At 51.4% G+C, this 21,825-nt stretch carries 21 protein-coding genes, 3 tRNA genes and 2 rRNA genes; 4 read left to right on the top strand and 22 right to left on the bottom strand.

The window, feature by feature from the left end; all coding sequences use genetic code 11:
• Nucleotides 1–214 precede the first annotated feature (214 nt).
• From MCJ35_RS30090 to MCJ35_RS30030, 13 genes are all read right to left on the bottom strand, one after another.
• A tRNA-Ile gene (locus MCJ35_RS30090) sits at nucleotides 215–288 on the bottom strand.
• A gap of 99 nt (nucleotides 289–387) precedes the next feature.
• Nucleotides 388–505, bottom strand: a 5S ribosomal RNA gene (gene rrf / locus MCJ35_RS30085).
• Nucleotides 506–568: 63 nt separating this feature from the next.
• A 16S ribosomal RNA gene (locus tag MCJ35_RS30080) occupies nucleotides 569–2,100 on the bottom strand.
• Nucleotides 2,101–2,316: 216 nt separating this feature from the next.
• A tRNA-Ser gene (locus MCJ35_RS30075) sits at nucleotides 2,317–2,405 on the bottom strand.
• A 93-nt stretch (nucleotides 2,406–2,498) separates the two neighbouring features.
• Nucleotides 2,499–2,584, bottom strand: a tRNA-Ser gene (locus MCJ35_RS30070).
• 157 nt (nucleotides 2,585–2,741) lie between these two features.
• Nucleotides 2,742–3,485, bottom strand: a complete 744-nt coding sequence (gene ispD, locus MCJ35_RS30065) for a 2-C-methyl-D-erythritol 4-phosphate cytidylyltransferase (protein ID WP_008726520.1) — start codon at nucleotides 3,483–3,485, stop codon at nucleotides 2,742–2,744.
• A gap of 14 nt (nucleotides 3,486–3,499) precedes the next feature.
• Nucleotides 3,500–4,534 carry a tRNA (adenosine(37)-N6)-threonylcarbamoyltransferase complex transferase subunit TsaD gene (gene tsaD, locus MCJ35_RS30060; RefSeq protein WP_025483832.1) on the bottom strand — a complete coding sequence of 345 codons (1,035 nt, stop codon included), beginning with the start codon at nucleotides 4,532–4,534 and terminating at the stop codon, nucleotides 3,500–3,502.
• Nucleotides 4,535–4,547: 13 nt separating this feature from the next.
• Nucleotides 4,548–5,459: a ribonuclease Z gene (locus MCJ35_RS30055; RefSeq protein WP_008726516.1), complete on the bottom strand. Its 912-nt coding sequence runs from the start codon at nucleotides 5,457–5,459 to the stop codon at nucleotides 4,548–4,550.
• A gap of 246 nt (nucleotides 5,460–5,705) precedes the next feature.
• Nucleotides 5,706–5,948: a hypothetical protein gene (locus MCJ35_RS30050; protein WP_008726514.1), complete on the bottom strand. Its 243-nt coding sequence runs from the start codon at nucleotides 5,946–5,948 to the stop codon at nucleotides 5,706–5,708.
• A 144-nt stretch (nucleotides 5,949–6,092) separates the two neighbouring features.
• Nucleotides 6,093–6,542 carry a ribosomal protein S18-alanine N-acetyltransferase gene (gene rimI / locus MCJ35_RS30045; RefSeq protein ID WP_025483833.1) on the bottom strand — a complete coding sequence of 150 codons (450 nt, stop codon included), beginning with the start codon at nucleotides 6,540–6,542 and terminating at the stop codon, nucleotides 6,093–6,095.
• Nucleotides 6,543–6,569: 27 nt separating this feature from the next.
• A complete protein-coding gene (tsaB, locus tag MCJ35_RS30040; RefSeq protein WP_025483834.1) occupies nucleotides 6,570–7,406 on the bottom strand; it encodes a tRNA (adenosine(37)-N6)-threonylcarbamoyltransferase complex dimerization subunit type 1 TsaB in 837 nt (278 codons plus the stop codon).
• Complete coding sequence (tsaE, locus tag MCJ35_RS30035; protein ID WP_025483835.1) at nucleotides 7,406–7,834, bottom strand: tRNA (adenosine(37)-N6)-threonylcarbamoyltransferase complex ATPase subunit type 1 TsaE; 429 nt, start codon at nucleotides 7,832–7,834, stop codon at nucleotides 7,406–7,408. The genes tsaB and tsaE overlap by 1 nt, the downstream gene beginning before the upstream one ends.
• A 2-nt stretch (nucleotides 7,835–7,836) precedes the next feature.
• Entirely contained in the window at nucleotides 7,837–9,981 is a 2,145-nt protein-coding gene (locus tag MCJ35_RS30030; protein ID WP_025483837.1) for a Tex family protein, read from the bottom strand.
• Between the two features lie 186 nt (nucleotides 9,982–10,167).
• On the opposite strand from MCJ35_RS30030, the gene MCJ35_RS30025 reads away from it, so the two are divergent.
• Nucleotides 10,168–10,614: a DUF4190 domain-containing protein gene (locus MCJ35_RS30025; protein WP_227796527.1), complete on the top strand. Its 447-nt coding sequence runs from the start codon at nucleotides 10,168–10,170 to the stop codon at nucleotides 10,612–10,614.
• A gap of 8 nt (nucleotides 10,615–10,622) precedes the next feature.
• Here MCJ35_RS30025 and MCJ35_RS30020 read toward each other — a convergent pair whose 3' ends face one another.
• The 3 genes from MCJ35_RS30020 to MCJ35_RS30010 all read right to left on the bottom strand — a co-directional run bounded on the left by MCJ35_RS30020 (nucleotide 10,623) and on the right by MCJ35_RS30010 (nucleotide 12,744).
• Nucleotides 10,623–10,973, bottom strand: a complete 351-nt coding sequence (locus MCJ35_RS30020; protein WP_025483839.1) for a DUF2752 domain-containing protein — start codon at nucleotides 10,971–10,973, stop codon at nucleotides 10,623–10,625.
• 15 nt (nucleotides 10,974–10,988) lie between these two features.
• Nucleotides 10,989–12,230, bottom strand: coding sequence for a homoserine dehydrogenase (locus MCJ35_RS30015; protein ID WP_025483840.1), 1,242 nt, complete (start codon nucleotides 12,228–12,230; stop codon nucleotides 10,989–10,991).
• A 70-nt stretch (nucleotides 12,231–12,300) separates the two neighbouring features.
• Nucleotides 12,301–12,744 (bottom strand): ACT domain-containing protein, encoded by a 444-nt coding sequence (locus tag MCJ35_RS30010; protein WP_008726505.1) that lies wholly within the window; start codon nucleotides 12,742–12,744, stop codon nucleotides 12,301–12,303.
• A gap of 265 nt (nucleotides 12,745–13,009) precedes the next feature.
• Here MCJ35_RS30010 and MCJ35_RS30005 point away from each other — a divergent pair, with 265 nt between their 5' ends.
• Nucleotides 13,010–13,282 carry a helix-turn-helix domain-containing protein gene (locus MCJ35_RS30005; protein WP_085952126.1) on the top strand — a complete coding sequence of 91 codons (273 nt, stop codon included), beginning with the start codon at nucleotides 13,010–13,012 and terminating at the stop codon, nucleotides 13,280–13,282.
• Between the two features lie 98 nt (nucleotides 13,283–13,380).
• On the opposite strand, the gene MCJ35_RS30000 is transcribed toward MCJ35_RS30005, so the two are convergent.
• The 6 genes from MCJ35_RS30000 to MCJ35_RS29975 are packed head-to-tail and all read right to left on the bottom strand — an operon-like array spanning nucleotide 13,381 to nucleotide 19,999.
• The gene (locus tag MCJ35_RS30000; protein WP_051400592.1) at nucleotides 13,381–13,863 is read right to left on the bottom strand and encodes a LeuD/DmdB family oxidoreductase small subunit; all 483 of its coding nucleotides are present in this window, start codon (nucleotides 13,861–13,863) and stop codon (nucleotides 13,381–13,383) included.
• Nucleotides 13,863–15,110: a 3-isopropylmalate dehydratase large subunit gene (locus MCJ35_RS29995; RefSeq protein WP_025483844.1), complete on the bottom strand. Its 1,248-nt coding sequence runs from the start codon at nucleotides 15,108–15,110 to the stop codon at nucleotides 13,863–13,865. The genes MCJ35_RS30000 and MCJ35_RS29995 overlap by 1 nt, the downstream gene beginning before the upstream one ends.
• Nucleotides 15,111–15,122: 12 nt before the next feature.
• Nucleotides 15,123–17,000, bottom strand: a complete 1,878-nt coding sequence (locus tag MCJ35_RS29990; RefSeq protein WP_025483845.1) for an NAD(P)/FAD-dependent oxidoreductase — start codon at nucleotides 16,998–17,000, stop codon at nucleotides 15,123–15,125.
• Nucleotides 17,001–17,024: 24 nt separating this feature from the next.
• Nucleotides 17,025–18,503, bottom strand: a complete 1,479-nt coding sequence (locus MCJ35_RS29985) for a tripartite tricarboxylate transporter permease (RefSeq protein WP_008726496.1) — start codon at nucleotides 18,501–18,503, stop codon at nucleotides 17,025–17,027.
• A 13-nt stretch (nucleotides 18,504–18,516) separates the two neighbouring features.
• Nucleotides 18,517–18,966: a tripartite tricarboxylate transporter TctB family protein gene (locus MCJ35_RS29980; RefSeq protein WP_025483847.1), complete on the bottom strand. Its 450-nt coding sequence runs from the start codon at nucleotides 18,964–18,966 to the stop codon at nucleotides 18,517–18,519.
• 25 nt (nucleotides 18,967–18,991) lie between these two features.
• Complete coding sequence (locus MCJ35_RS29975) at nucleotides 18,992–19,999, bottom strand: tripartite tricarboxylate transporter substrate binding protein (protein WP_008726493.1); 1,008 nt, start codon at nucleotides 19,997–19,999, stop codon at nucleotides 18,992–18,994.
• Nucleotides 20,000–20,367: 368 nt separating this feature from the next.
• On the opposite strand from MCJ35_RS29975, the gene MCJ35_RS29970 reads away from it, so the two are divergent.
• Together MCJ35_RS29970 and MCJ35_RS29965 are read left to right on the top strand one after the other, a co-directional pair.
• Nucleotides 20,368–21,087: a ferredoxin family protein gene (locus MCJ35_RS29970; protein WP_025483850.1), complete on the top strand. Its 720-nt coding sequence runs from the start codon at nucleotides 20,368–20,370 to the stop codon at nucleotides 21,085–21,087.
• A gap of 56 nt (nucleotides 21,088–21,143) precedes the next feature.
• Nucleotides 21,144–21,821 carry a hypothetical protein gene (locus tag MCJ35_RS29965; RefSeq protein WP_025483851.1) on the top strand — a complete coding sequence of 226 codons (678 nt, stop codon included), beginning with the start codon at nucleotides 21,144–21,146 and terminating at the stop codon, nucleotides 21,819–21,821.
• Nucleotides 21,822–21,825: the final 4 nt, after the last annotated feature.

Here is a 21,825-nt window from a genome sequence, read left to right as displayed (position 1 = left end):
GTGCGGGTGTCAGTCGAAGTCCATAGCGTTGGACTCTTTGGTTCTAGGTTCTTCTTAAACGCTTTCGCGTTTACAAGTTTGTTTCTTTCCATACAATCGCTTGTATGGCCTCGGATGTCTTGTTTATCCTAATTTCTTAGGATACTCAATTCATTTTTTCAATATGCGGTTTTCAAGGTACGTTGCGGAATCATTTATGTAAAATAATTCCTACTGGGCTTAAGTGGACTCGAACCACCGACCTCACGCTTATCAGGCGTGCGCTCTAACCGGCTGAGCTATAAGCCCCGGTTAATTCTGCAATTTTTCAATTTAACATCATTACCTTATTCTATGTTTTCAGTATAAGCAAACCATGCTGCCTGCTTACTGTAAAACTCTTATGGAATCCGGCAGCCACCTGCTCTCCCATGCCGTCTCCAGCATAGTACCATCGGCCGCTTAGGTCTTAACCATCGTGTTCGGGATGGGAACGGGTGTGTCCCCTAAGCGCATCGCCACCGGAAATTTTCAGTACCTTTTAATCAAGGACTCAATAATACTCAAACCCCTACTTCTTCTTCCTTAGAAAGGAGGTGATCCAGCCGCACCTTCCGATACGGCTACCTTGTTACGACTTCACCCCAGTTACCTGCCCCGCCTTCGGCAGCTCCCTCCTTTCGGTTGGGTCACTGACTTCGGGCGTTGCTGACTCCCATGGTGTGACGGGCGGTGTGTACAAGACCCGGGAACGTATTCACCGCGGCATTCTGATCCGCGATTACTAGCGATTCCAGCTTCGTGTAGTCGGGTTGCAGACTACAGTCCGAACTGGGACGTTATTTTTGGGATTTGCTCACCTTCGCAGGGCCGCTTCCCTTTGTTTACGCCATTGTAGCACGTGTGTAGCCCAAATCATAAGGGGCATGATGATTTGACGTCATCCCCACCTTCCTCCAGGTTATCCCTGGCAGTCTCCCTAGAGTGCCCACCCGAGGTGCTGGCTACTAAGGATAAGGGTTGCGCTCGTTGCGGGACTTAACCCAACATCTCACGACACGAGCTGACGACAACCATGCACCACCTGTCTCCCCTGTCCCGAAGGAAGGGACACGTTACTGTCCGGTCAGGGGGGATGTCAAGACTTGGTAAGGTTCTTCGCGTTGCTTCGAATTAAACCACATGCTCCACCGCTTGTGCGGGTCCCCGTCAATTCCTTTGAGTTTCATTCTTGCGAACGTACTCCCCAGGTGGAATGCTTATTGCGTTAGCGGCGGCACCGAGGGGCTTTGCCCCCCGACACCTAGCATTCATCGTTTACGGCGTGGACTACCAGGGTATCTAATCCTGTTTGCTCCCCACGCTTTCGAGCCTCAACGTCAGTTACAGTCCAGTAAGCCGCCTTCGCCACTGGTGTTCCTCCTAATATCTACGCATTTCACCGCTACACTAGGAATTCCACTTACCTCTCCTGCACTCCAGCCACACAGTTTCCAAAGCAGTCCCGGGGTTGAGCCCCGGGCTTTCACTTCAGACTTGCATCGCCGTCTACGCTCCCTTTACACCCAGTAAATCCGGATAACGCTTGCCCCCTACGTATTACCGCGGCTGCTGGCACGTAGTTAGCCGGGGCTTCTTAGTCAGGTACCGTCATTTTCTTCCCTGCTGATAGAGCTTTACATACCGAGATACTTCTTCACTCACGCGGCGTCGCTGCATCAGGCTTTCGCCCATTGTGCAATATTCCCCACTGCTGCCTCCCGTAGGAGTTTGGGCCGTGTCTCAGTCCCAATGTGGCCGGTCACCCTCTCAGGTCGGCTACTGATCGTCGCTTTGGTGGGCCGTTACCCCGCCAACTGGCTAATCAGACGCGGATCCATCTCACACCACCTGGGTTTTTCACACCGTACCATGCGGTACTGTGCGCTTATGCGGTATTAGCAGCCATTTCTAACTGTTATCCCCCAGTGTGAGGCAGGTTATCCACGCGTTACTCACCCGTCCGCCACTCAGTCATCCCATATTCCATCCGAAAACTTCCTATGGGATGCTTCGTTCGACTTGCATGTGTTAGGCACGCCGCCAGCGTTCATCCTGAGCCAGGATCAAACTCTCAAATTAAAAGCTGATTCCAGGTTTCAGACTACTTAGCTTGGCTAGTTATCTTTAACCTTCATTACTTGGTTTTGTTCTGAATTTTCTCAAATCCAAAGGCCCAAACCAGGCCTTTTGTTTTTAGAATTTTCAGGGTTTGTGTATTATTCAGTCTTCAATTGTAAAGGTACGGGGCATTTCCACAAAGAACAAGCTGTCTTGTCCAAAATGTCATATGCCGAACGCAGAAGGAGGGATTTGAACCCTCGCGCCGCTACTAACGACCTACTCCCTTTCCAGGGGAGCCCCTTCAGCCGCTTGGGTACTTCTGCTTGGCTGATGCTTTTTGCCTACTCCCAAAGACCGGAAGCATGGCAATCATTATTTATTTAATTCCGCAGGCAAATCATAAAATCCGTCTGCAGCGGAGAGAGTGGGATTCGAACCCACGCGCCCTTGCGGACAAACGGTTTTCAAGACCGCCTCGTTATGACCACTTCGATATCTCTCCAAACGTGCTTTTCTATTTTACAGAAGATTAGCAGTTTTGTCAAGTGTTTTTTTAAATCTTTTTGAAAAACTTTTTTTCTGACTGTTTTTCTGTGTTGCCCTGTTCAGCGGCAACTTGGATAGTCTATCATGTATTTCGACATAAGTCAACACCTTTTTTAACTTTTTTTATTTAACATGGTCTCGGCTATCAAAAGGTCTTCAGGGGTGGTGATTTTTATGTTCTCATAGCTGCCCTGGGTCATGTGGATCCTGACTCCCATCTGGGCTTCCACCACCATTGCGTCGTCTGTCACATGACTGCAGTCTTCCTTCATCTGACGTGTAAATGCCTCTGCAATCAAAGGCACCGAAAACACCTGGGGAGTCTGGGCCTGCCATACAAGGCTGCGTCTGGGGCTGTCCACAATACAGCTGTCCTCGTCAACCAGTTTAATGGTGTCCTTTACAGGCATCCCCACCACACAGGCCTTCCACTTCACCACATCCTCATATGCCCTGGCTATGATTTCAGGGGTCACAAAGGGACGGGCGCCGTCATGGATGAATACATACCCTTCCCGTCTTGCCCTGGAAAGCGCCTCATCCTCCCACTCTTCCTTGTCCATCATGGTACAGAGCGCCTTCCATACGCTCTCGTACCGCTCCCTGCCGCCTGCTCCCACCGTGGATACCTTGTCCAGATGATAGGCATCCACGATTTCCTTTTTACAGTATTCAAGATGGCCTGCATCTGTCATCAGGATTATCTCGTCAATCAGGGAAGATTCCTGAAATGCCAGAAGTGCATGGGCTACCACCGGCATGTCTCCGATTTCCAGATACTGCTTTGCTGTCCGGGTGCCCATCCTGGCGCCTTTGCCCGCTGCCAGCACAACAGCCGTACAATATTGCTTTTCCATGGTACCTGCCCTCCTTACCGTTCGCCAAGTTTAAGGTTGGGGACAGCGTTCAAATCCCAGCCTGAGACATTTCCCTTCAAATACTCATAATAGGCAGCTGCGCCAATCATGGCCGCATTGTCCGTACAGAATATGGGCGAGGGATGATAGAACTTTATCCCCTCCTTTTTGCAGGCTTCCTCCATGGCGCTTCTGAGGGCTGTATTGCTGGCAACCCCTCCTGCAATGGCCAGCTTCTTATACCCAAACTCCCGGGCAGCCAGTATGGCCCGGCTTACCAGGGATTCCACGACGGAATTCTGGAATGAGGCCGCCAGGTCAGGCACATTTATCTCCTCGCCGATCATGCGGGCATGGTTGATGTGGTTCAGGACCGCCGACTTAAGTCCGCTGAAGCTGAAATCATAGGGCGAGCCATCCACCTTGCCCCTGGGGAATTCCATGGCATGGGGATTGCCCTCCCTGGCCGTTTTGTCAACCTTGGGTCCACCCGGATATCCCAGGCCCACGGCCCTGGCCACCTTATCAAACGCCTCCCCTGCCGCATCGTCCCTGGTACGTCCGATGATTTCGAATTCACCATAATCCTTCACAATCACCAGGTGGGTATGGCCGCCGGATACGATCAGGCATACGAAGGGCGGCTCAAGGTCCGGGTTCTCAATAAAGTTAGCGGACACATGGCCTTCTATATGATGCACTCCAACCAGCGGTTTTTTTGCAGCATAGGCCAGGGCCTTGGCTTCCGCCACTCCCACCAGCAAAGCGCCTACCAGCCCCGGACCGTAGGTCACGCCGATGGCAGTGATGTCCTCCAGGCTTACCTGGGCCTCTGCCAGCGCCCGCTCTATCACGTAATTCACGGCCTTGATATGCTCCCTGGAAGCAATCTCCGGAACCACGCCCCCATATACAGTATGGGTCGCAATCTGGGAAGTAATCACATTGGACAGCACGGTCCTTCCGTTTTTCACCACGGAAGCGGCTGTCTCGTCACAGGAACTTTCTATTGCCAATATTAAAATATCCTCTGAAGTATTTCCAATCATAATCCCATCTCCACTAATCCTCATCAAATTCCAGTTCCATGGTCCAGCCATCCCTGGCAGCCTTTGCCCGCGGGAAAATGCTCCGTACCTCATCCATATATTCCTCAGGCCTTGTCAGGGAAGGGCTGTAATGGGTCAGCCACATCTGCGCCGGCTGTGCTTCCCTGGCCAGATAAGCTGCTTCGTAAAAGGTCATATGTTTGTATTCCTTTGCTTTGGCAGCCTTGTCCTTTTCACCGTACATGCCTTCGCAGATAAAGAGGTCCGCACCGGCCGCATATTCTGCAATCACAGGCACCGGTCTGGTATCCGTACAGTATGTCACCTTAAGGCCCCGCCTGTCAGGCCCCAGCACCATCCCCGGGGTCAGCAGCCTTCCCTCGTGTTCCATCTCCTCGCCTTTCTGAAGCCGGCTCCAGAACTTCTGGGGAATCGCCTCCGCCTTTGCCCTCTCCACGTCAAAGCGTCCGGTACGGGGAATGGAAATGGAGTACCCGTAACAGATTACATTGTGGTTTACCCTGTAGGCATCAATCACATACGGACCCAACTCCATATGTTCCCTGTTCTCTGTCAGCTCCACGAACTTCAGCTCAAAGGGAAGCTCCGGCGCAATGGTGCGCAGGGCGGAGACCACCCGCTCCAGCCCCTTGGGGCCAACCAGGGTAAGGGGTTCCACCCGCTCCGCGTTGCCCATGGTCAGAAGCAGTCCCGGAAGGCCGCTGATATGGTCTGCATGGTAATGGGTAAAGCAGATGACGTCAATGGGTTTGGGACTCCATCCCTTTTCCTTTAACGCCACCTGGGTGCCCTCGCCGCAGTCAATCAACAGGTTGCTTCCCCTGCATCTTGCCATCATGGAGGTGAGCCATCTGTATGGAAGAGGCATCATGCCCCCGGTTCCTAATAAACATATATCTAACATATCAGTTCCTCATCTTTTCTTGTTAACTTTGGAAATCATAACACAGATTGTATTGAATAATCAAGAGGAGGCCGGAAAAGTTCTGTGTGATATGGAGGAAAATGAAGGTATACCCGGCAGACCTCCTATATCCACGGGTCACGGACAGCAAAAAACCAGGATGACCGGACCGCCCTTGCATGGGAATGGTCACGGATATCCTGGTTCGATGTTTCCCGGTTCAATGTTTCCTGGTTCAATATAAGCCTATAATAATTCTATCTGTTCTTCTGTTTCCACAGGAAGCCGGAAACCGGAAATCCATTCGTCGTAACAGTCTTCACACAAGTCAAAATGATGGACCTGTCCGTCTTTTTCGGAAAAATAATCCCATGCATGGTCAATACCGATGGAACCTTCACGGATGATCCCATGCTCCACAACCAGCTTCTTTCCGCAGCAGTTGCAAAGGACTGCCTCCAGCTGCCCGTTTCTATTGTACCTCTTCATATGAACCCTCGCCTTTCTCTTTCATCATGTCCTCTCATCCATTCCCTTTATCCTTCGAAACATGCTCCATGCAAAAATGAAGAGGAATGTCCGATTCCTCTCCATTATATACACAAAATATACATATTTTAAGTGGAAATTGTTTCATATTCCCCTGTTCCACATGATGACCGCGTCCTCGGGCGGATTATGGTAATACCCCCTGCGCAGGGCCTCCTGCCTGAAACCGTAGGATTCATAAAGCTTTCTGGCTCCGGCGTTACTTTCACGGACCTCCAGGGCAATGGAGCGCACGCCCCTTACTCTGGAAAAAGTGACCATGGCGTCCATGAGTTTCCTTGCGATTCCCTGCCTGCGGTAACCGGGCAGGACAGCAATCCGCTGTATCTCACCTTCATCTGCCAGTATCCTTATAATACTGTATCCAAGAATATGACCGTAGTCCTCGTACACAAAATACGTGTCCAGCCTGCTGTCCAGGCCGGAACGCAGCAGGCTCTCAGACCATTTTTCCGAAAAGCATACCTGCTCCAGGCCGGTTACGGCCTCGATATCCCGGGCAGTCATGGGGCGCACCCCTCTGATTAACTCCATACACCAATCCTCACTGCATATTTTACATCAATAATCGCCCGGCAGCTTCGCAGCAGCCCCCTTGGCGGAAAGTTCCGCCTCACGCTGGCGTTCTGCCTGGGGCTTCCTCAGATAATCCGGGGCAAAGTCAGCCGCGCTCACAAGGCGGGCTCCATGGTAGTCCCCGGCTCCGGTTATGGCTCCGGCTCCAGTCCCGGCTCCAATTACTGCCCCGGCTCCGGTCCCGACACCGGCTCCACTCCCGCTTCCTGCATCCAAAAGCGCCGTCATTCCCAGGACCGCCACACAGGACGCCCTCTGCCGGTTCATCTGGGCCGGTGCAAATCCATAGCTTACCTGCATTTCCTCTTCAATGATGCTTCTGTACACGGGCACGCCGTCCCCCAGGAATATGACCCGCTCCCCTCTTTCATTCAGAAGACGGGCCAGCTCCCTCATATCCATGGGACACTGTTCCATCAGCACCTTAAGGCCGTCCTCCACATGATAAAGCCCGGTATATACCTGGCTTCTCTTGGCATCCATGATCGGGCACACAAGGCCTGACGTCCCCCACATATTATATGCCATGGCATCCACGGTAGGAACATGTACCAAAGGCTTTTTAAGGGCCAGGCCCAGTCCCTTGGCAGTGGCTGCGCCGATGCGCAGGCCGGTGAAGGAACCGGGGCCTCCTGCCACGGCAATGGCGTCAATGGTATCAAGGTCCAGTTCCAGCAGCTTTACGATCTCATCCAGCATGGGTAAGAGCGTCTGGGAATGGGTCTTCTTAAAATCCACCGTGTATTCGGCCGTCATTATATCATCCGTCACCAAGGCCACGCTGGCAACCAGGGATGAACTTTCAATTCCTAATACCCTCATCACGTTTCCTCCACTGTAATCCGCCTGTAATCAAACCCTTGCTCCAGGTTCTTTTCAATGACCACCTTCACCACATGTTCTGGAAGTATCTCTTCAATCAGCCCGGACCACTCAATCAGGCACACGCCGTCCCCGAAAAAGCAGTCCTCATAACCGATTTCGTCCATCTCACTGACATCCCCAATGCGGTATACATCAAAATGATACAGGGGCAGCCTCCCCTCCTCATACTGCTGGACAATGGTGAAGGTAGGGCTGTTCACCGGACCCTCAATCCCAAGGCCGGCTGCAAATCCCTGGGTGAACACGGTCTTGCCCACGCCCAGGTCGCCGTTCAGGCAGACAATCTGCCCCGGCGCGGCTTCCTCCCCCATCTTCCTGCCCAGCTCATATGTTTCCTCTGGTTTCCATGTTTCAAACACTGTCATGACTAAATTCCTTTCATGGTAAGGGCAATCCTTTTCTTTGCCAGATCCACGCTGATGATCTTGACGTCCACAACATCCCCCACGCTCACCGCCTCCAGCGGATGCTTGATATACCTGTCGGTCAGCTGTGAGATATGTACCAGGCCGTCCTGGTGCACTCCGATGTCCACAAAGGCGCCAAAATCAATTACATTGCGCACCGTCCCCTTAAGGACCATGCCCGGCTTCAGGTCCTTCATCTCCAGGATATCGCTTCTGAGGATTGGCTTTGGCATCTCATCCCTTGGGTCCCTGGCAGGCTTTTCCAGTTCCCCTGCAATGTCGCGCAGGGTAATCTCGCCCACCTCCAGCTCGGACGCCATTTTCCTGTAATCCACAATCTTCTTGCCGATTCCTTTGATGCCTCCCTGGTTCAGCTCAGACAGGTCATATCCCAGACGGTTCAGAAGCTTCCTGGCCGCCTCATAGCTCTCAGGATGCACGCTGGTGCCGTCCAGGGGATTCTCCCCGCCTGTAATCCGCATAAAGCCTGCGCACTGTTCGAACGCCTTGGGACCAAGCTTGGCAACCTTTAACAGCTGTTTCCTGTTCTTAAACGCCCCGTTCTCCTCCCTGTAGGCCACAATGTTCTTAGCCAGGGCCTTATTGATGCCGGACACGTACTCAAGCAGGGAAGCGGATGCCGTATTAAGGTCCACGCCCACCTTGTTCACGCAGTCCTCCACCACTCCTTCCAGTGTTTCGCCCAGATGCTTCTGGTTCATGTCATGCTGGTACTGTCCCACGCCAATGGACTTGGGGTCAATCTTCACCAGTTCTGACAGCGGGTCCTGAAGGCGCCTTGCAATGGATACGGCGCTGCGCTGTCCCACGTCAAAATTAGGGAATTCCTCCGTGGCAAGCTTGCTGGCGGAATATACGGATGCGCCCGCCTCATTGACAATCACATACTGCACCGGCTCCTTGATTTCTTTTAAAAGCTCCACGATAATCTGCTCGGATTCCCTGGACGCCGTTCCATTTCCAACGGAAATCAGGGAAATGTCATATTTTTTAATAAAATCCTTTACTATCTTCTTAGATTCCGCCACCTTGTTCTGGGGCGCCGTGGGATAAATCACCACTGTATCCAGCACTTTTCCCGTGCTGTCCACAACAGCCAGCTTACAGCCCGTACGGAAGGCCGGGTCCCATCCAAGGACAACCCGCCCCACAATGGGAGGCTGCATCAGAAGCTGTTCCAGGTTCTTTCCAAATACCTTGATGGCGCCTTCCTCTGCCCGTTCCGTCAGCTCGCTGCGGATTTCACGTTCGATGGATGGGCCTATGAGCCTTTGATAGCTGTCGGCCGCAACCTCCTTTAAAACAGGCGTGGTATGGGGGTTGTCCCTTACAATGGTCTGCTTCTCAAGGTACATGAGGATCTGGTCTTCCGGGGCCAGGACCTTAACCGTGAGTATCTTCTCGTTCTCCCCGCGGTTCAGGGCCAGGACCCTGTGTCCGGCACACTTTTTAACCGGCTCCTCGTAATTATAGTACATCTCATACACGGACTGGACCTTCTCATCCTTGGCCGAGGACTGGACCACACCCTTGTTCATGGTTGCATTCCTGATATAGGTGCGGTACTCCGCATTATCCGAGATGCGCTCCGCCAGGATATCCTTGGCCCCCTGGATGGCTTCCTCCGCGGTTTCCACGCCCTTTTCCTGGGAAATGTAGGCGGCAGCAGCCTGGATCAACGGCTCCTTCACCATCTGCATGCTGATTAAATCCGCCAGGGGCTCCAGGCCCTTTTCCTTTGCAATCATGGCCCGGGTCCTGCGCTTTGGCTTATAGGGCCTGTATAAATCCTCCACAGCCACCAGGGTCTGTGCCTCCCTGATACTGCGTTCCAGCTCAGGGGTCAGCTTCTCCTGTTCTGCAATGGATGCGATGACCTGGTTCTTGCGGTCTTCCAGGTTGCGCAGATATTTTAAACGTTCGTCCAGATTGCGCAGTACCTCGTCGTCCAGGGAGCCTGTGGCTTCCTTGCGGTATCTGGCAATAAAGGGAATGGTGTTGCCTTCATCAATCAGCTTTACGGCTGCCTCTGCCTGGTGGCGGCCAATCTTCAGTTCTTCCGCCAGTTTTTTAATAATGTCCATGGGTAATCCTCACCTATCTGTAATCTAACTAACTTATATATTATAGTTCATCCCTTCTTCTTATGCAAGTTCTGTTACAATGGAATTGTCTTCATCTGGACACGGCGTGTAATTCGTGATAAAATAAGCAGGATAACTACAGAAAAACTACCGTAAGGACTTACAGAAAGGTATCTGTTCAGAATTATGAATGAAACTTATAATAGCCAAAACCCTAACACCGGCAAACAGCCAAGGAACCCAAAGGAATCCACTTCCTCAGAGCGCCTGGCAACCTGCTCCATGATAGCAGGGATTACCGGCATGATATGCAGCTTCTTTTATTTTCCGGTATCCCTTGTCAGCGGCAGCAACACGCCTACCGGGATGATCTGCGGCATCATCGGCATTGTCCTTGCCATCATGTCAAGGAATGCGGATGTCAGCGGCAAGAAAAGCTTTAATGCCCGTGCAATCACAGGCATTGTGCTCAGCGGCCTTGCCATTGCGCTGACCTTCTTCTTTTTCTATCTGCTGGGCTGCTACTATGAAATCCTCAGCGACCCGGAGATGGGACCTAAGTTTAATGAGTACATCAACCGCATCCAGCAGCAGATGCACCTGTCCGGCGGTTCCTCCTGGATCCACCTCTGATTGGGACCTTATCCCCATGGCGGCAGCAGGTCCACGCCGAAGAATACCAGCAGCACATTCTTGCATATCCAGTTAACCACGACAATACCTGCCGCTATATACACGAACAGCGTCTCATGCCCCAGATACAATCTGGGGTTTTTTGCTGCCTTTGAGATGGCAAGGCTGACCAGTTCCAGGGTCAGCACCGCCGCCGTATAGAGGACCAGGGGATGGTACTGGAAACTCAGCCCCAGGTTCCCTGCCATCATGGCACGCACCGCCCTTGTACCGCCGCAGCCAGGGCAGTACAGTCCTGTTAAAAGATGAAACAGGCAGGGAAATCCCTGCCTTGTCATCCATTCAATGATTCCTGTCATATAATCCCGTACCTTCTACAGCATTGCCCGGATCATCTGCTTGATTCCATAATCAGACCTGGCCTGCTCCGCGCTGTCATATGCGGTTGCCGCTGCCTTGAATTCTCCCTCTGACATCTCGGATGTAAGCACCGCGAACTCATCCATACCGTAAAGCTCCACGACCTCCACCTTACCAAAGGCCCTCTTCACATCCTGCTCCTTGTTGCGGTAGGAACCGGCCACACGGACAAAATAGCGGAACCTTGCCTGATCCATGGATTCGATGGCCTGCTTTTCACCGGACCATCCAATGTTCAGATTGTGGTCCAGGTTCTGGGCCGCCTCAATGATGTCCGCCACCACCGCGCTGGCAGTGGGAAGCTTTCCTGCTCCGCTTCCGTAAAACATGGAAACCCCCAGCATGTTCCCCTTAACCATGATTCCGTTAAACACATCATTGACAGAATACAGGGGATTATTCTTCTGGATCATCACAGGAGCCACAAATGCGTTCACCTTGCCGTCCTTGATGCGGCTGGTGCCAAAAAGCTTGACCGAGGTACCCATCTTCTCCGCATACTTAAAGTCAATATCCGTAATCCTGGTAATCCCCTCTGTGTAGATATCCTCGTAATCCACTTCCCTGCCTGTTGCCATGGCAGTAAGGATAGCTATCTTGCGGCAGGTGTCATGGCCTTCCACGTCGGCCTCCGGGTTGCGCTCCGCATATCCCAGGTTCTGTGCTTCCTTCAGCGCATTCTCAAACGACTCTCCCTCTTTATCCATTTTGGTCAGGATAAAGTTGGTGGTGCCGTTGAGGATTCCCGTAATCTCTTCAATCCTCTCCCCCATCAGGCACCGGTACATAGGCCTGATAATCGGGATGCCGCCGCCCACGCTGGCTTCAAACAGGAAATTCACGCCCTTTTCCCTGGCAATGGCTAAAAGCTCGGTTCCATAGGCAGCCACCAGGGCCTTGTTGGACGTGGCCACATGCTTTCCGGCCAGAAGGCAGGCCTTGACAAATGGATAGGCCGGGTTCAGTCCGCCCATGGCCTCCACCACGATCTGCACCTCTTCGTCCTGCTCAATCACCTTGAAATCATGGACAATCTTATCCGCCACCGGGCTGTCCGGAAATTCCCTCAGGTCCAGCACGTATTTCAACTCCACTTCCTGGCCCGCCTGCTTCGCTATCACGTCCTTATTCTGTTCCAAAACCTCTGCCACGCCGGAACCGATTGTCCCGTATCCCATTATTGCCGTCTTAATCATAATCCTTCCGCTCCCTGTGTTTTATTTTCAATGCTGTGCCACCGGCACCATATCTGTCTGTCAAAGCCGCCTATTCCCTGGCAAGGATCTTAACGTAATGGATTCCCTCCAGCTCCTCCAGCTCATCAATCATGCTGGACACATTGCCTGTGTCATCCCTGACTTCCACGCTCAGGGTGAGGGTAGCCACGCCGTTAACCGGAATACTCTGATGGATGGTAAGGATATTCGCCCTGTACACCGCCACCACGTGAAGCAGATCACTGAGAAGCCCCTGTTCATCATCCATCTGTACCACCAGGGTAATGGTCTTGCCTTTGGTATTGTCATAAAACGGGAAAATGTCATCCTTATATTTATAAAAGGAACTGCGGCTGATTCCCACCTTATCCGTTGCCTCCTGCACCGTAATGGCCCGCTCTGTCTCCAGAAGCTTCTTGGCCTCCACCACCTTTAGGAGGACCTCCGGCACCGCCTTCTGCTTTACCACAAAGTATTTGCTTTTGTCTTCCATTCTTTAATCCTTTCATAGGTCCGCATTCATGTCCGTATTAGGAATACATCTGTGCTCATGAGGAAGATATTAGCACAATTTTATTGAAAATGCAACCACTTTTTATGCCATACTTCCGGCGGCGGCAGGAAATAAGGAGGAACGTTTGAGGAATGCAGTTGGAAACGCTCCAGCCACTTGCTTGACATCAATCTGAAAACCACTTATAATAGGATGAGGTGTGGATGGTTCCATTCCATACACTTTACATAAGGCAGGTGATATAGTGACCAGAATCACGGTAGATTCAAAGACCATACGTAAAAGGATGATTGACAAGGACATCAAGACCCTTACCGAGTTATCCCAGCTCTCCGGTGTTTCCAAACCAAAGATCCATCAGTATCTCAGCGGCAAGACACCCTTAGCCACCACGTTCATCCGGCTCTGCGATTTTCTGGAACTGAACCCCGACGAGTTGATTCTTTTTAATGATGTACATGTAGACGGCTCTGACACCGAAGGGACGGACGGCTCCTCCAAACTGAACAAACAATAAAAAACTATCAAACCTGCTTTTCAGGGCTCCCATCCATCCGGCAGAATTTGATAGTTTATTTTTTACTGATATATTGATAGCGCCGGGCGGCGCCGGTACTACAATCCCTGGTGCTTCACATAATAGGGTATCAGGCCCCCTTCAAGGACAATCCTGTCCATCAGGACCGGCAGCTTCTGGAATCCATATTCCCGCTGCCCGTTTACCTTCACGGTTCCCGCTTGGGTATCCACACATATCTCATCATATTCCACAGCTTCCATCTCACATTCCACGGGCATGATTCCCTGATTGATACAGGCCCTGAAAAATCCCCTTGCAAAGGACTTCGCAATCACACAGTCAATCTTTGCCTCTTTAAGCAGCAGCATCACGAATTCCCGCGAAGAACCGCAGCCAAAGTTCCGGCCTCCCACGATGATATCACCAGGCTTAAGGGTTGGCCCCAGATCAGGACGGGGTACCTGGAACAGGAATTTCACCATCTCATCCAGGGGATAACCGGCCCGGATATACTCCTTGCTGATTATGTAATCCCCGCTTATGTTATCGCCTAAAATACGCGCTCTGCCTTTAAACATCATACCTGCTCCTTAACTGTAATTATCCCTGCCAAAGCGGAATAGGCAGCCACCACCGGGGAACCGATGAACACTTTCCCCTTCTGGCTTCCCATCCTGCCCGGCATATTCCGGTTCGCCGTGGCAAAAACCACCTCATTATCGCCGATAAGGCCTCCCGTGATTCCCGTACACGGGCCGCAGCAGGGCGGCAATATGGTGGCGCCTGCCATCAACAGATCCCGGTACACGCCTGTCTCCAGCATTTTACCTGCAATCTCCCTGGAGGCGGGGGCTATCACAAGGCGGACACCCGGGGCTATCTTCCTGCCCCTTAAGATATCTGCTGCCTGGGCAAAATCCGTGTATCTTCCATTTGTACAGCCTCCAATCACTACCTCATGCACCTTTTGCTTTCCAATGGAATCCACGGGAACCACCTGGTCGATATCAGGCGGGATGGCCACCATGGGCGCGATGGCAGATACGTCGATGACCATTTGCCTTGCATAACAGGCATCCGCATCCGGGGCAACCCCCCCGTTGCATTCCATTCCCCTATCCGCCAGCCACTGTTCCAGCACCTCATCATACGGCATGATGGCGCCTTTTGCCCCTGCCTCCACTGCCATATTGCAGATAACCGCCCTGTCATCCACGGACAGTTCCTTAAGGGTGTCCCCGCCAAACTCCAGGCACTGGTAGATTGCCCCTGCTTGTGTAAGTTCCTGAATCAGTACAAGAATCAGGTCCTTGGAAGTGACCATGGGGTTCAGGGCACCGGTAAATTCCACCCTTATGGTTTCCGGCACCTTGAACCAGCACTTGTCACTGGCCAGGACAACAGCCTCCTCCGACGCCCCGATACCGGTACTGAAGGCATTGAGCACCCCATAATGACAGCAATGGGAATCCGTGCCCACGATGATACCACCGGGTTTCACTAATCCTGTCTCCACCATGCGCTGATGACCGATGCCGCTTCCTTCTTCCACCATATGCCCAATCCCGTGCCTTTTTACAAAATGCCGCATTTTTCGATGATTGTTGGCCGCCTGTATGGATGAGCTTGGCGAGAAATGATCCAGTGAAAACAGATGTTTTTCAGGGGATATGACCGTCTCTGCAAATGACTCAAAATACTTAATAGTGGAAGGTCCGTTCATATCCTGGACAAGACTTGCGTCCACCTTAACCATGACCAGTTCCCCGGCTTTTACTTCTCCTCCGGCATGGCTGCTGAAAATCTTTTCTACAATAGTTGCCATAGCATACACCTGTCAATCAAAGATGTGAAGGGCCGGCTCTACCGAATGATAGATTGCATCCAACGCAGTTCCCACGCTGCATGCGTCCCCAAGCACCAGGACCTTGCATCCTTGTGCTTTCCCTATGTCCTCCAGTTCCCTCACTGGTTTCCTGCCAGCCGCAACCACCAGGAAATCCACATCCTCAATTGTCTTGTCCTCTCCTTGTTGTGAAACCCCTATCCTTGGAAGGGAAATGTCTGTAATCTGCGTTTCCATCATCCATTCAATGGAATACTGCCCCATACGTTTCAGCATGAAATTCCTTCTAAAGGCATTAAGGGAAGAAGCAGCCTCCAAAGCCACATCCACAATAGTAATACGGTTTCCTGCTTCTGCCAGATAGTCCGCCACCTCACAGCCAATCAGCCCTGCTCCCAGTACAACCACATGTTTTCCTGTGATTTCCTTCGCTTTCAGCGCTTCATCTCCTGTCATCACAGCGTCTGCATGGATTCCGGGAATCTCAGGTACAGCGGGACGGCTTCCTGTAGCCACCACCAGCACATCAGGATTTTTCTCTTTTATAAGTTCCTCTGTCACTTCCACGCCGCAATGTATATCAATCCCATGCTGCGCCAGATATTGCACACGGCTTTTAATCAGGCTTAACATATTCTTCTTGCAGGGTGCAAGGGCTGACAGGTTCACAAGTCCGCCCGGTATCTGGTCTTTTTCATAAATCTCAGGTACAAGCCCCCTTCTTGCCAGGTTACAGGCCAGCTCCAGCCCTGCCGGACCAGCTCCTGCAATCAATATCTTTTCCTGCTGTTCTTCTTTTGTGGCCGGGACGAAATGAATCAGTTCCTCCCGTCCCAGAAGCGGGTTCTGCATACAGGTAATCTTCTTACGCGCCTTTTTATCCTTGCATCCCTGATTACATCCAATGCACCTGTATACCGGTTCATCATTAATCCCCAGATACTTATTCACCAGTTCCGGATCAGCCAGCTGTGCCCTGGCCATGGAAACCATGTCTGCCTTTCCCTGTTCCACCACTTCCACCGCATCCTTGATATCCACAATACGGTTTACGGCAATCACCGGTATGTTCACATACTTCTTGATGACAGCTGCATTTTCCACATTAAAACAGTCCTCCACATCCATGGTTGCCGATATATATCCGCCTGATTCCGGCATACCGATAGACACGTGGATTGCGTCCGCCCCAGCTGTCTCCAGAATCCTGGCTATCTCCCCGGTTTCCTGGACAGTACGCCCGCCCTCCACCATCTCGGTGCCGCTGATTCGGAACACCACGGGAAAACCGGAACCGCAGGCAGCCTTGATGGCTTTTATGATCTGGGCAGGGAACAGCGCCCTTCCCTCAATGCTTCCGCCATACTCATCTGTCCTGTCATTATAAAACTCTGACATGAACAGAGCTATTTCATGGGCATGGGCCCCATGGATATCCACACCATCCACCCCGGCTTTTTTACACCGGAGGGCGCAGGCCGCATAACTGGCAATCAGTCCATCCAGTTCTTCCTTTGTAAAATCCGAGGGTCTTTCCACCGCATGTCCCCTGCCAGCCTGATGCTTGGCCGGGTGGAGCTGACAGAATAACTTCGTTCCATAGGAATGCACCATGTCCGCCAGTTCCTTCCAGTCCGGTATGTATGAATCATCTGACAGTGCCGGACGTCCGGCGCTTGTCTTTCCGTGCGGACTTCCCGGTATGATCAAAAGGCCTGCGCCGCCGGCTGCCCGCTTCCTCACATACTCACGGAAGCAATCATTCATATGTCCGTCCTTGTCACAAAAATGCACACACATGGACGGAAGGATGACCCGGTTCTTAATCTCCACAGCCCCCAGCTTAATGGGTGTAAACAACTTTTCCATTTTAAAAATCCTCCTGACGTCTGTCTATTTCTTTGCAAATTTATGGGACCGGTAAATGGTCCATCCAAGCATGAAAACAGCTCCCATAAGCAGCACCGCACTTAAGGGTCTGGTAAAGAACGTACTCCAGCTGCCGCCCGAAAGCGTAAGCGCCCTTCTCATGGAACGCTCCACCGTAGCCCCCAGCACAAGCCCCAGGACCAGAGGGGTAATGGGAACCTTTACCCTCCGAAGGAAAAAGCTTGCAATCCCAAGGGTAAATACAACCCAAAGGTCAAAGGTATCCCTCTGTACCGCATAAGCCCCTGTAAGGACGATTGCCACAATTGCCGTGTTCAGGATTTCCTGGGGCAGCATGATCACCTTCAGGAACATCCTTGTATAAAGAAGTCCCAGCAGATACATGAATATGGTTCCTGTGAATACCGCCACAAATAACCCATATGGAATCTCCGGTTTGCTGATGAAAAGATTCGGCCCCGGAACAATCCCATGGATGATCATGGCGCTGAGGATGATTGCGGTTGTCCCGGAACCTGGGATTCCAAGACCCAGCATGGGTATCAGGGCGCCGCCGGTAACACCGTTGTTGGATGCCTCCGCAGCCGCGACTCCCTCCACACAGCCTGTGCCGAATTTCTCAGGCTCCTTAGACATGGACTTAACCTGGTTGTAGCAGATAAAACTTGCAACCGATGCCCCTGCTCCCGGAAGGGCACCGATGAAGGTTCCCAGTGTTCCTGAAAACAGGCTGATAGGGAATATTTTCTTAAACACGTTAAGCGGCAGCACGGACAGTTTTATCTCTTCCTTATTACTGTCCAGGTCCTGAGGTTTCCAGAAATCCTTAATCATCATGCCCATGGCAAAAAGTCCCATCATGGCAGGCACCAGGTCAATTCCTTGGGCCAGGTCAATGCTTCCAAAGGCAAACCTGGGCCTGCCCAAAAACTCGTCCGCTCCCACGGTTGACAGGAAAAGTCCCAGGGAAGCAGCAAAGATTCCCTTGATGACATTTTTCTCAGTAAGCCCCGCAATCAGGGTAAGTCCTAATACGCCAAGGCTGAAGTACTCCGCCGGTCCAAAACGGAGCGCGGCTTTTGCAATGGGAAGGGCAACCGCTACGAGTATCACGCCGCTGACCAGATTGCCAACGGTGCTGGCGGTCAGGGATACATTGAGGGCCAGACTGGCTTTTCCCTGCATCCTCATGGGATGACCGTCTAAAAGTGTGGCCCCGGCTGACGGGGTTCCCGGGGTTCCGATTAAAATAGCAGGAATGGAACCGCCGTAGTTAACGCCGATATACACGCCTACCAGGAGCATAAGTGCTTCCGTGGGTTCCATTGAATAGGTGAAAGGGAGCAGCAGCGCCGTTGTAATAGACGCATTGATTCCCGGCATTGCGCCGCCCAGAATGCCAACCGCCACCCCAAGAGCCGTACAAAGCAGGGCGGCCGGTCCAAACGCGGTCTGTATTCCAATCCATAAACTCTGTAACACCTTCTCTACCTCCCTATATTAAGAAACCGGTGGGCAGCTTTACATTCAGCACCACCACGAATATGATATACAAAAAGCCGCAGATGGTACAGGTACCGGCCAGAAGCACCTTGGGATTCCTTACCTTCTGTATCCACAGCAGGAAAGCCACCAGCAGGATGGTGCATACCAGATATCCCACTGTCTCCAGCGCCAGGATATATACCAGGACACCGGCCACCAGCAGGATTGCTGCCTTGTCATTTCCTTTCTGCTTCTCTTTTTTTTCTTCCGGCTGTCCCTGTTTTTTCCTCATCAGATATTGTCCTATGACAGCAATGGAACAGAGGATGATGATGACAGCCAGCATCTTCGGGAAACCGCCTCCGCCTACCACATCATACATATAATTGTCATAATTATAGGAAACAACAAATACAATGACACTCAATATGATACTTACTATCCCCAACACCAAATCCATACGAATCACACCTCCTGCTACAAAGCTATTGGACTGCCTCGCCCACAGCCAGACCCATCGCATCATACAGAGCATATGTATCATTGTGGAAATCCTTGAAGATAATCTCACAGTCCTTGCCCACTGCTGTTCTTGGGATGATGTAGTTGGCTTCTATGTATTCCTTCTGCCATTTCTCCGATGCATTCAGCTTGTCAAATGCATCACAATAAAACTCATACGCTTCCTGGGGCATGTCCGGCGGTCCTACAATTGCCCTTGGTACGGAGAACACCACATCGTATCCCAGCTCTTTAAGGGTGGGGATATCAGGCAGTGCATCCACACGGCTTTCTTCCGCTATGGCAATGGGTCTCAGGAGCTTATTCTGCCATGGTCCTACCAGCTCTGCTATTCCCTGCCAGCCCATATCCACCTGTCCGCCCATGACAGCGGTCAGGCCGTCCGCTCCTCCCTCAAAGGGAATCTGGTTCAGTTCAATCCCAACCTCCTGCTGCATCATGATGGTGACACAGGCTCCTGATGAACCTGCTCCGCCAATGGATATGCTGTATTTCCCAGGTTCTGCCTTTGCAGCTTCCACAATGTCCTCAAAGGTCTCAAATGGGCTGTCATAAGGTACACAAAGTACATTTGGGTCTACCCCGATTACAGCCAGAAGCGTATAATCATGATAATCCTGTTCGATATTGCCGGCAATGGGCGCTGTGAAGAAATTACTGTTAACAGTCTGCCAGTTATAGGCGCCGCCCTTCTTCTCCAGGGTATAGGTAAATGCCTTGACACCGCCTGAGCCAGTAATATTATCCACAACAATAGGCTGGTCAATAATACCCTCTGACTTCATATACTGTGCAATGGAACGTGCCATCAGGTCACTTCCTCCTCCGGCTGAGGACTGGCATATGAACTCTATATTCTCTTCTGGTTTCCATGGTCCTTTGGCTCCGGCCTCCTCTGCCTTCTTAGAACATCCTGTAAGGGCTGCTGCCAGCATGGATAAGGTTAGCAGTGCTGCAATTGTCTTCTTCATTCCTTTTTCCTCCTTTTGTTTTAAACCTGCATCATGATTCCCGGTCTGGGCTGAAGGGGCTTTAAAGATCCTGTCCGGCCGCGGTCCGTACATCCCCTTATCAATCCCCCTCCCCGCCCGTTTAAAGAGCCCCCCTGCCGGGTTTCAAATGGATTTCCATATTTTTGTACATTTTTGCTATTGTTTTCCCATCTTCTTTTGTCTATATATCTATTATGCACAGTCAATTGCCATTTGTAAAGTATTTTTTTATATTTAGTAAATATTATTTTACTTTATTGAAAAATGTATTGACTTTTCGTAAATCAAACAGTAATATGAAATTACCGAGGAAACCCGATTCTAAAGGAATAAGGAGGAATTTGACAGTGAGGATTAACAAGGAAAAATGTATTGGATGTGGACGGTGTACAGATTACTGTATGCTGGGGTGTATCACCAGAGATGGGAAGAAAGTCAGCATCAATGAAGAAGAATGCGTTGACTGCGGTGTCTGTCTCAGAGCCGGCGTCTGTGCTGCAGACGCCATTTATATGCCCGATGAAAACTTTGAATATCCCAGGGCCGTGCGCATGCAGTTCAGCGACCCCGGCGTCCAGCATCCTGCTTTAAAGGCCTGGGGGCGTGGCACCGAGGAGGCCAAGACCAATGATGTTACAGGAAAATTCGGCTATGGGGAATACGGACTTCTGCTGGAATTCGGCCGTCCCTGTACAGGAACCAGGTTCACGGAAGTAGAGAAAGTAACCACTGCCATGCGCAGGCTGGACATCCCCATCCTGGAGGACAATCCCCTGTACGGGCTTCTGGAGGAAGACGGTTCCGGCCGTTTTAAGAAAGAATATGTAAATGAAAAGGTCCTTTCCGCCATCCTGGAACTGCGTATTGAGGAAAAGGACCTGGAATACATCATCACCACCATATTAAAACTTCTTGAGGATGTTGACACGGTGGTATCCGTAGGTCTGGTAACAAGGTTTGGCGAAAACGGCTCCCTTCCTGTCGTAGATAAACTGGCAGCCATGAACATCCCTGTCCGTCCCAATGCCAAGATTAACATCGGCCTGGGCCGTCCCCTGATCCCATAAATAATCCATTCACGCATCCTATCGTTAATATATGAAAAAAACAGGAGGTTTTAATCATGAGTCATTCCTTACACAGATACGGCACCAAAGAAGATCTTAAAAATGATTTCTGCATGTATGCACGCTGCGCCCGGGGCGTCAACCGGGACAATCCCGGAGATAAGCTCAGGAAAATACTGGATATCTATCTCTCTGAAAATTATGTTAATTACGGTTCCAGTCATGCCGGCAAAAGCTTTATCAATGGCCTGAAGCCGGAGGAATATAAGAAGACCCTGGACCATGCCTATGGAATCATCATCTCATTCTCGGACCGGGAATCAGTAAAAGGAGTCCTTACCAAACTAAAAGATGCGGATCTTGGTATCTCCATCGTGGTCAGCGGCCTGATTGAGGAAGTCAGCAATATCTGTGATGAAATCGGGCTTACCCCACACACCGCCACCCTGTCCCTGGGCATCTACGGAAAAAAAGAATTGCTCCCGGATGAGGATACCCTTAAAATCATCACCATGTGCGGTCACTCCCTGATTGGCGCCCCACTGGTACAATCCGTGGCTGAAAAAGTAAAAAAGGGAACCATCACGCCGGAGGAAGGCTCGGTCATCATTGGGAAACCATGCACCTGCGGTATCTTCAATACACGGCGCTGCGCCTCACTGATGGGCGGTACCGAAGATAAGGGCTGTCCTGAAGGCAATGGCTGTCCCGGCTGCATCACGGCAGAAAAATAAAAAT

Source organism: Enterocloster sp. OA13, from assembly GCF_022440595.1.
Lineage (GTDB): Bacteria > Bacillota > Clostridia > Lachnospirales > Lachnospiraceae > Enterocloster > Enterocloster hominis.
Note: the sequence above shows the minus strand (reverse complement) of the source record. Positions and strands in the feature narration are given on the sequence as shown.

Coding starts and splice junctions, on each gene's coding strand:
- ispD (WP_008726520.1), bottom strand. CDS start 3,485: ATGGAAAAGCAATATTGTACGGCTGTTGTGCTGGCAGCGGGCAAAGGC.
- tsaD (WP_025483832.1), bottom strand. CDS start 4,534: ATGATTGGAAATACTTCAGAGGATATTTTAATATTGGCAATAGAAAGT.
- MCJ35_RS30055 (WP_008726516.1), bottom strand. CDS start 5,459: ATGTTAGATATATGTTTATTAGGAACCGGGGGCATGATGCCTCTTCCA.
- MCJ35_RS30050 (WP_008726514.1), bottom strand. CDS start 5,948: ATGAAGAGGTACAATAGAAACGGGCAGCTGGAGGCAGTCCTTTGCAAC.
- rimI (WP_025483833.1), bottom strand. CDS start 6,542: ATGGAGTTAATCAGAGGGGTGCGCCCCATGACTGCCCGGGATATCGAG.
- tsaB (WP_025483834.1), bottom strand. CDS start 7,406: ATGAGGGTATTAGGAATTGAAAGTTCATCCCTGGTTGCCAGCGTGGCC.
- tsaE (WP_025483835.1), bottom strand. CDS start 7,834: ATGACAGTGTTTGAAACATGGAAACCAGAGGAAACATATGAGCTGGGC.
- MCJ35_RS30030 (WP_025483837.1), bottom strand. CDS start 9,981: ATGGACATTATTAAAAAACTGGCGGAAGAACTGAAGATTGGCCGCCAC.
- MCJ35_RS30025 (WP_227796527.1), top strand. CDS start 10,168: ATGAATGAAACTTATAATAGCCAAAACCCTAACACCGGCAAACAGCCA.
- MCJ35_RS30020 (WP_025483839.1), bottom strand. CDS start 10,973: ATGACAGGAATCATTGAATGGATGACAAGGCAGGGATTTCCCTGCCTG.
- MCJ35_RS30015 (WP_025483840.1), bottom strand. CDS start 12,230: ATGATTAAGACGGCAATAATGGGATACGGGACAATCGGTTCCGGCGTG.
- MCJ35_RS30010 (WP_008726505.1), bottom strand. CDS start 12,744: ATGGAAGACAAAAGCAAATACTTTGTGGTAAAGCAGAAGGCGGTGCCG.
- MCJ35_RS30000 (WP_051400592.1), bottom strand. CDS start 13,863: ATGTTTAAAGGCAGAGCGCGTATTTTAGGCGATAACATAAGCGGGGAT.
- MCJ35_RS29995 (WP_025483844.1), bottom strand. CDS start 15,110: ATGGCAACTATTGTAGAAAAGATTTTCAGCAGCCATGCCGGAGGAGAA.
- MCJ35_RS29990 (WP_025483845.1), bottom strand. CDS start 17,000: ATGGAAAAGTTGTTTACACCCATTAAGCTGGGGGCTGTGGAGATTAAG.
- MCJ35_RS29980 (WP_025483847.1), bottom strand. CDS start 18,966: ATGGATTTGGTGTTGGGGATAGTAAGTATCATATTGAGTGTCATTGTA.
- MCJ35_RS29975 (WP_008726493.1), bottom strand. CDS start 19,999: ATGAAGAAGACAATTGCAGCACTGCTAACCTTATCCATGCTGGCAGCA.
- MCJ35_RS29965 (WP_025483851.1), top strand. CDS start 21,144: ATGAGTCATTCCTTACACAGATACGGCACCAAAGAAGATCTTAAAAAT.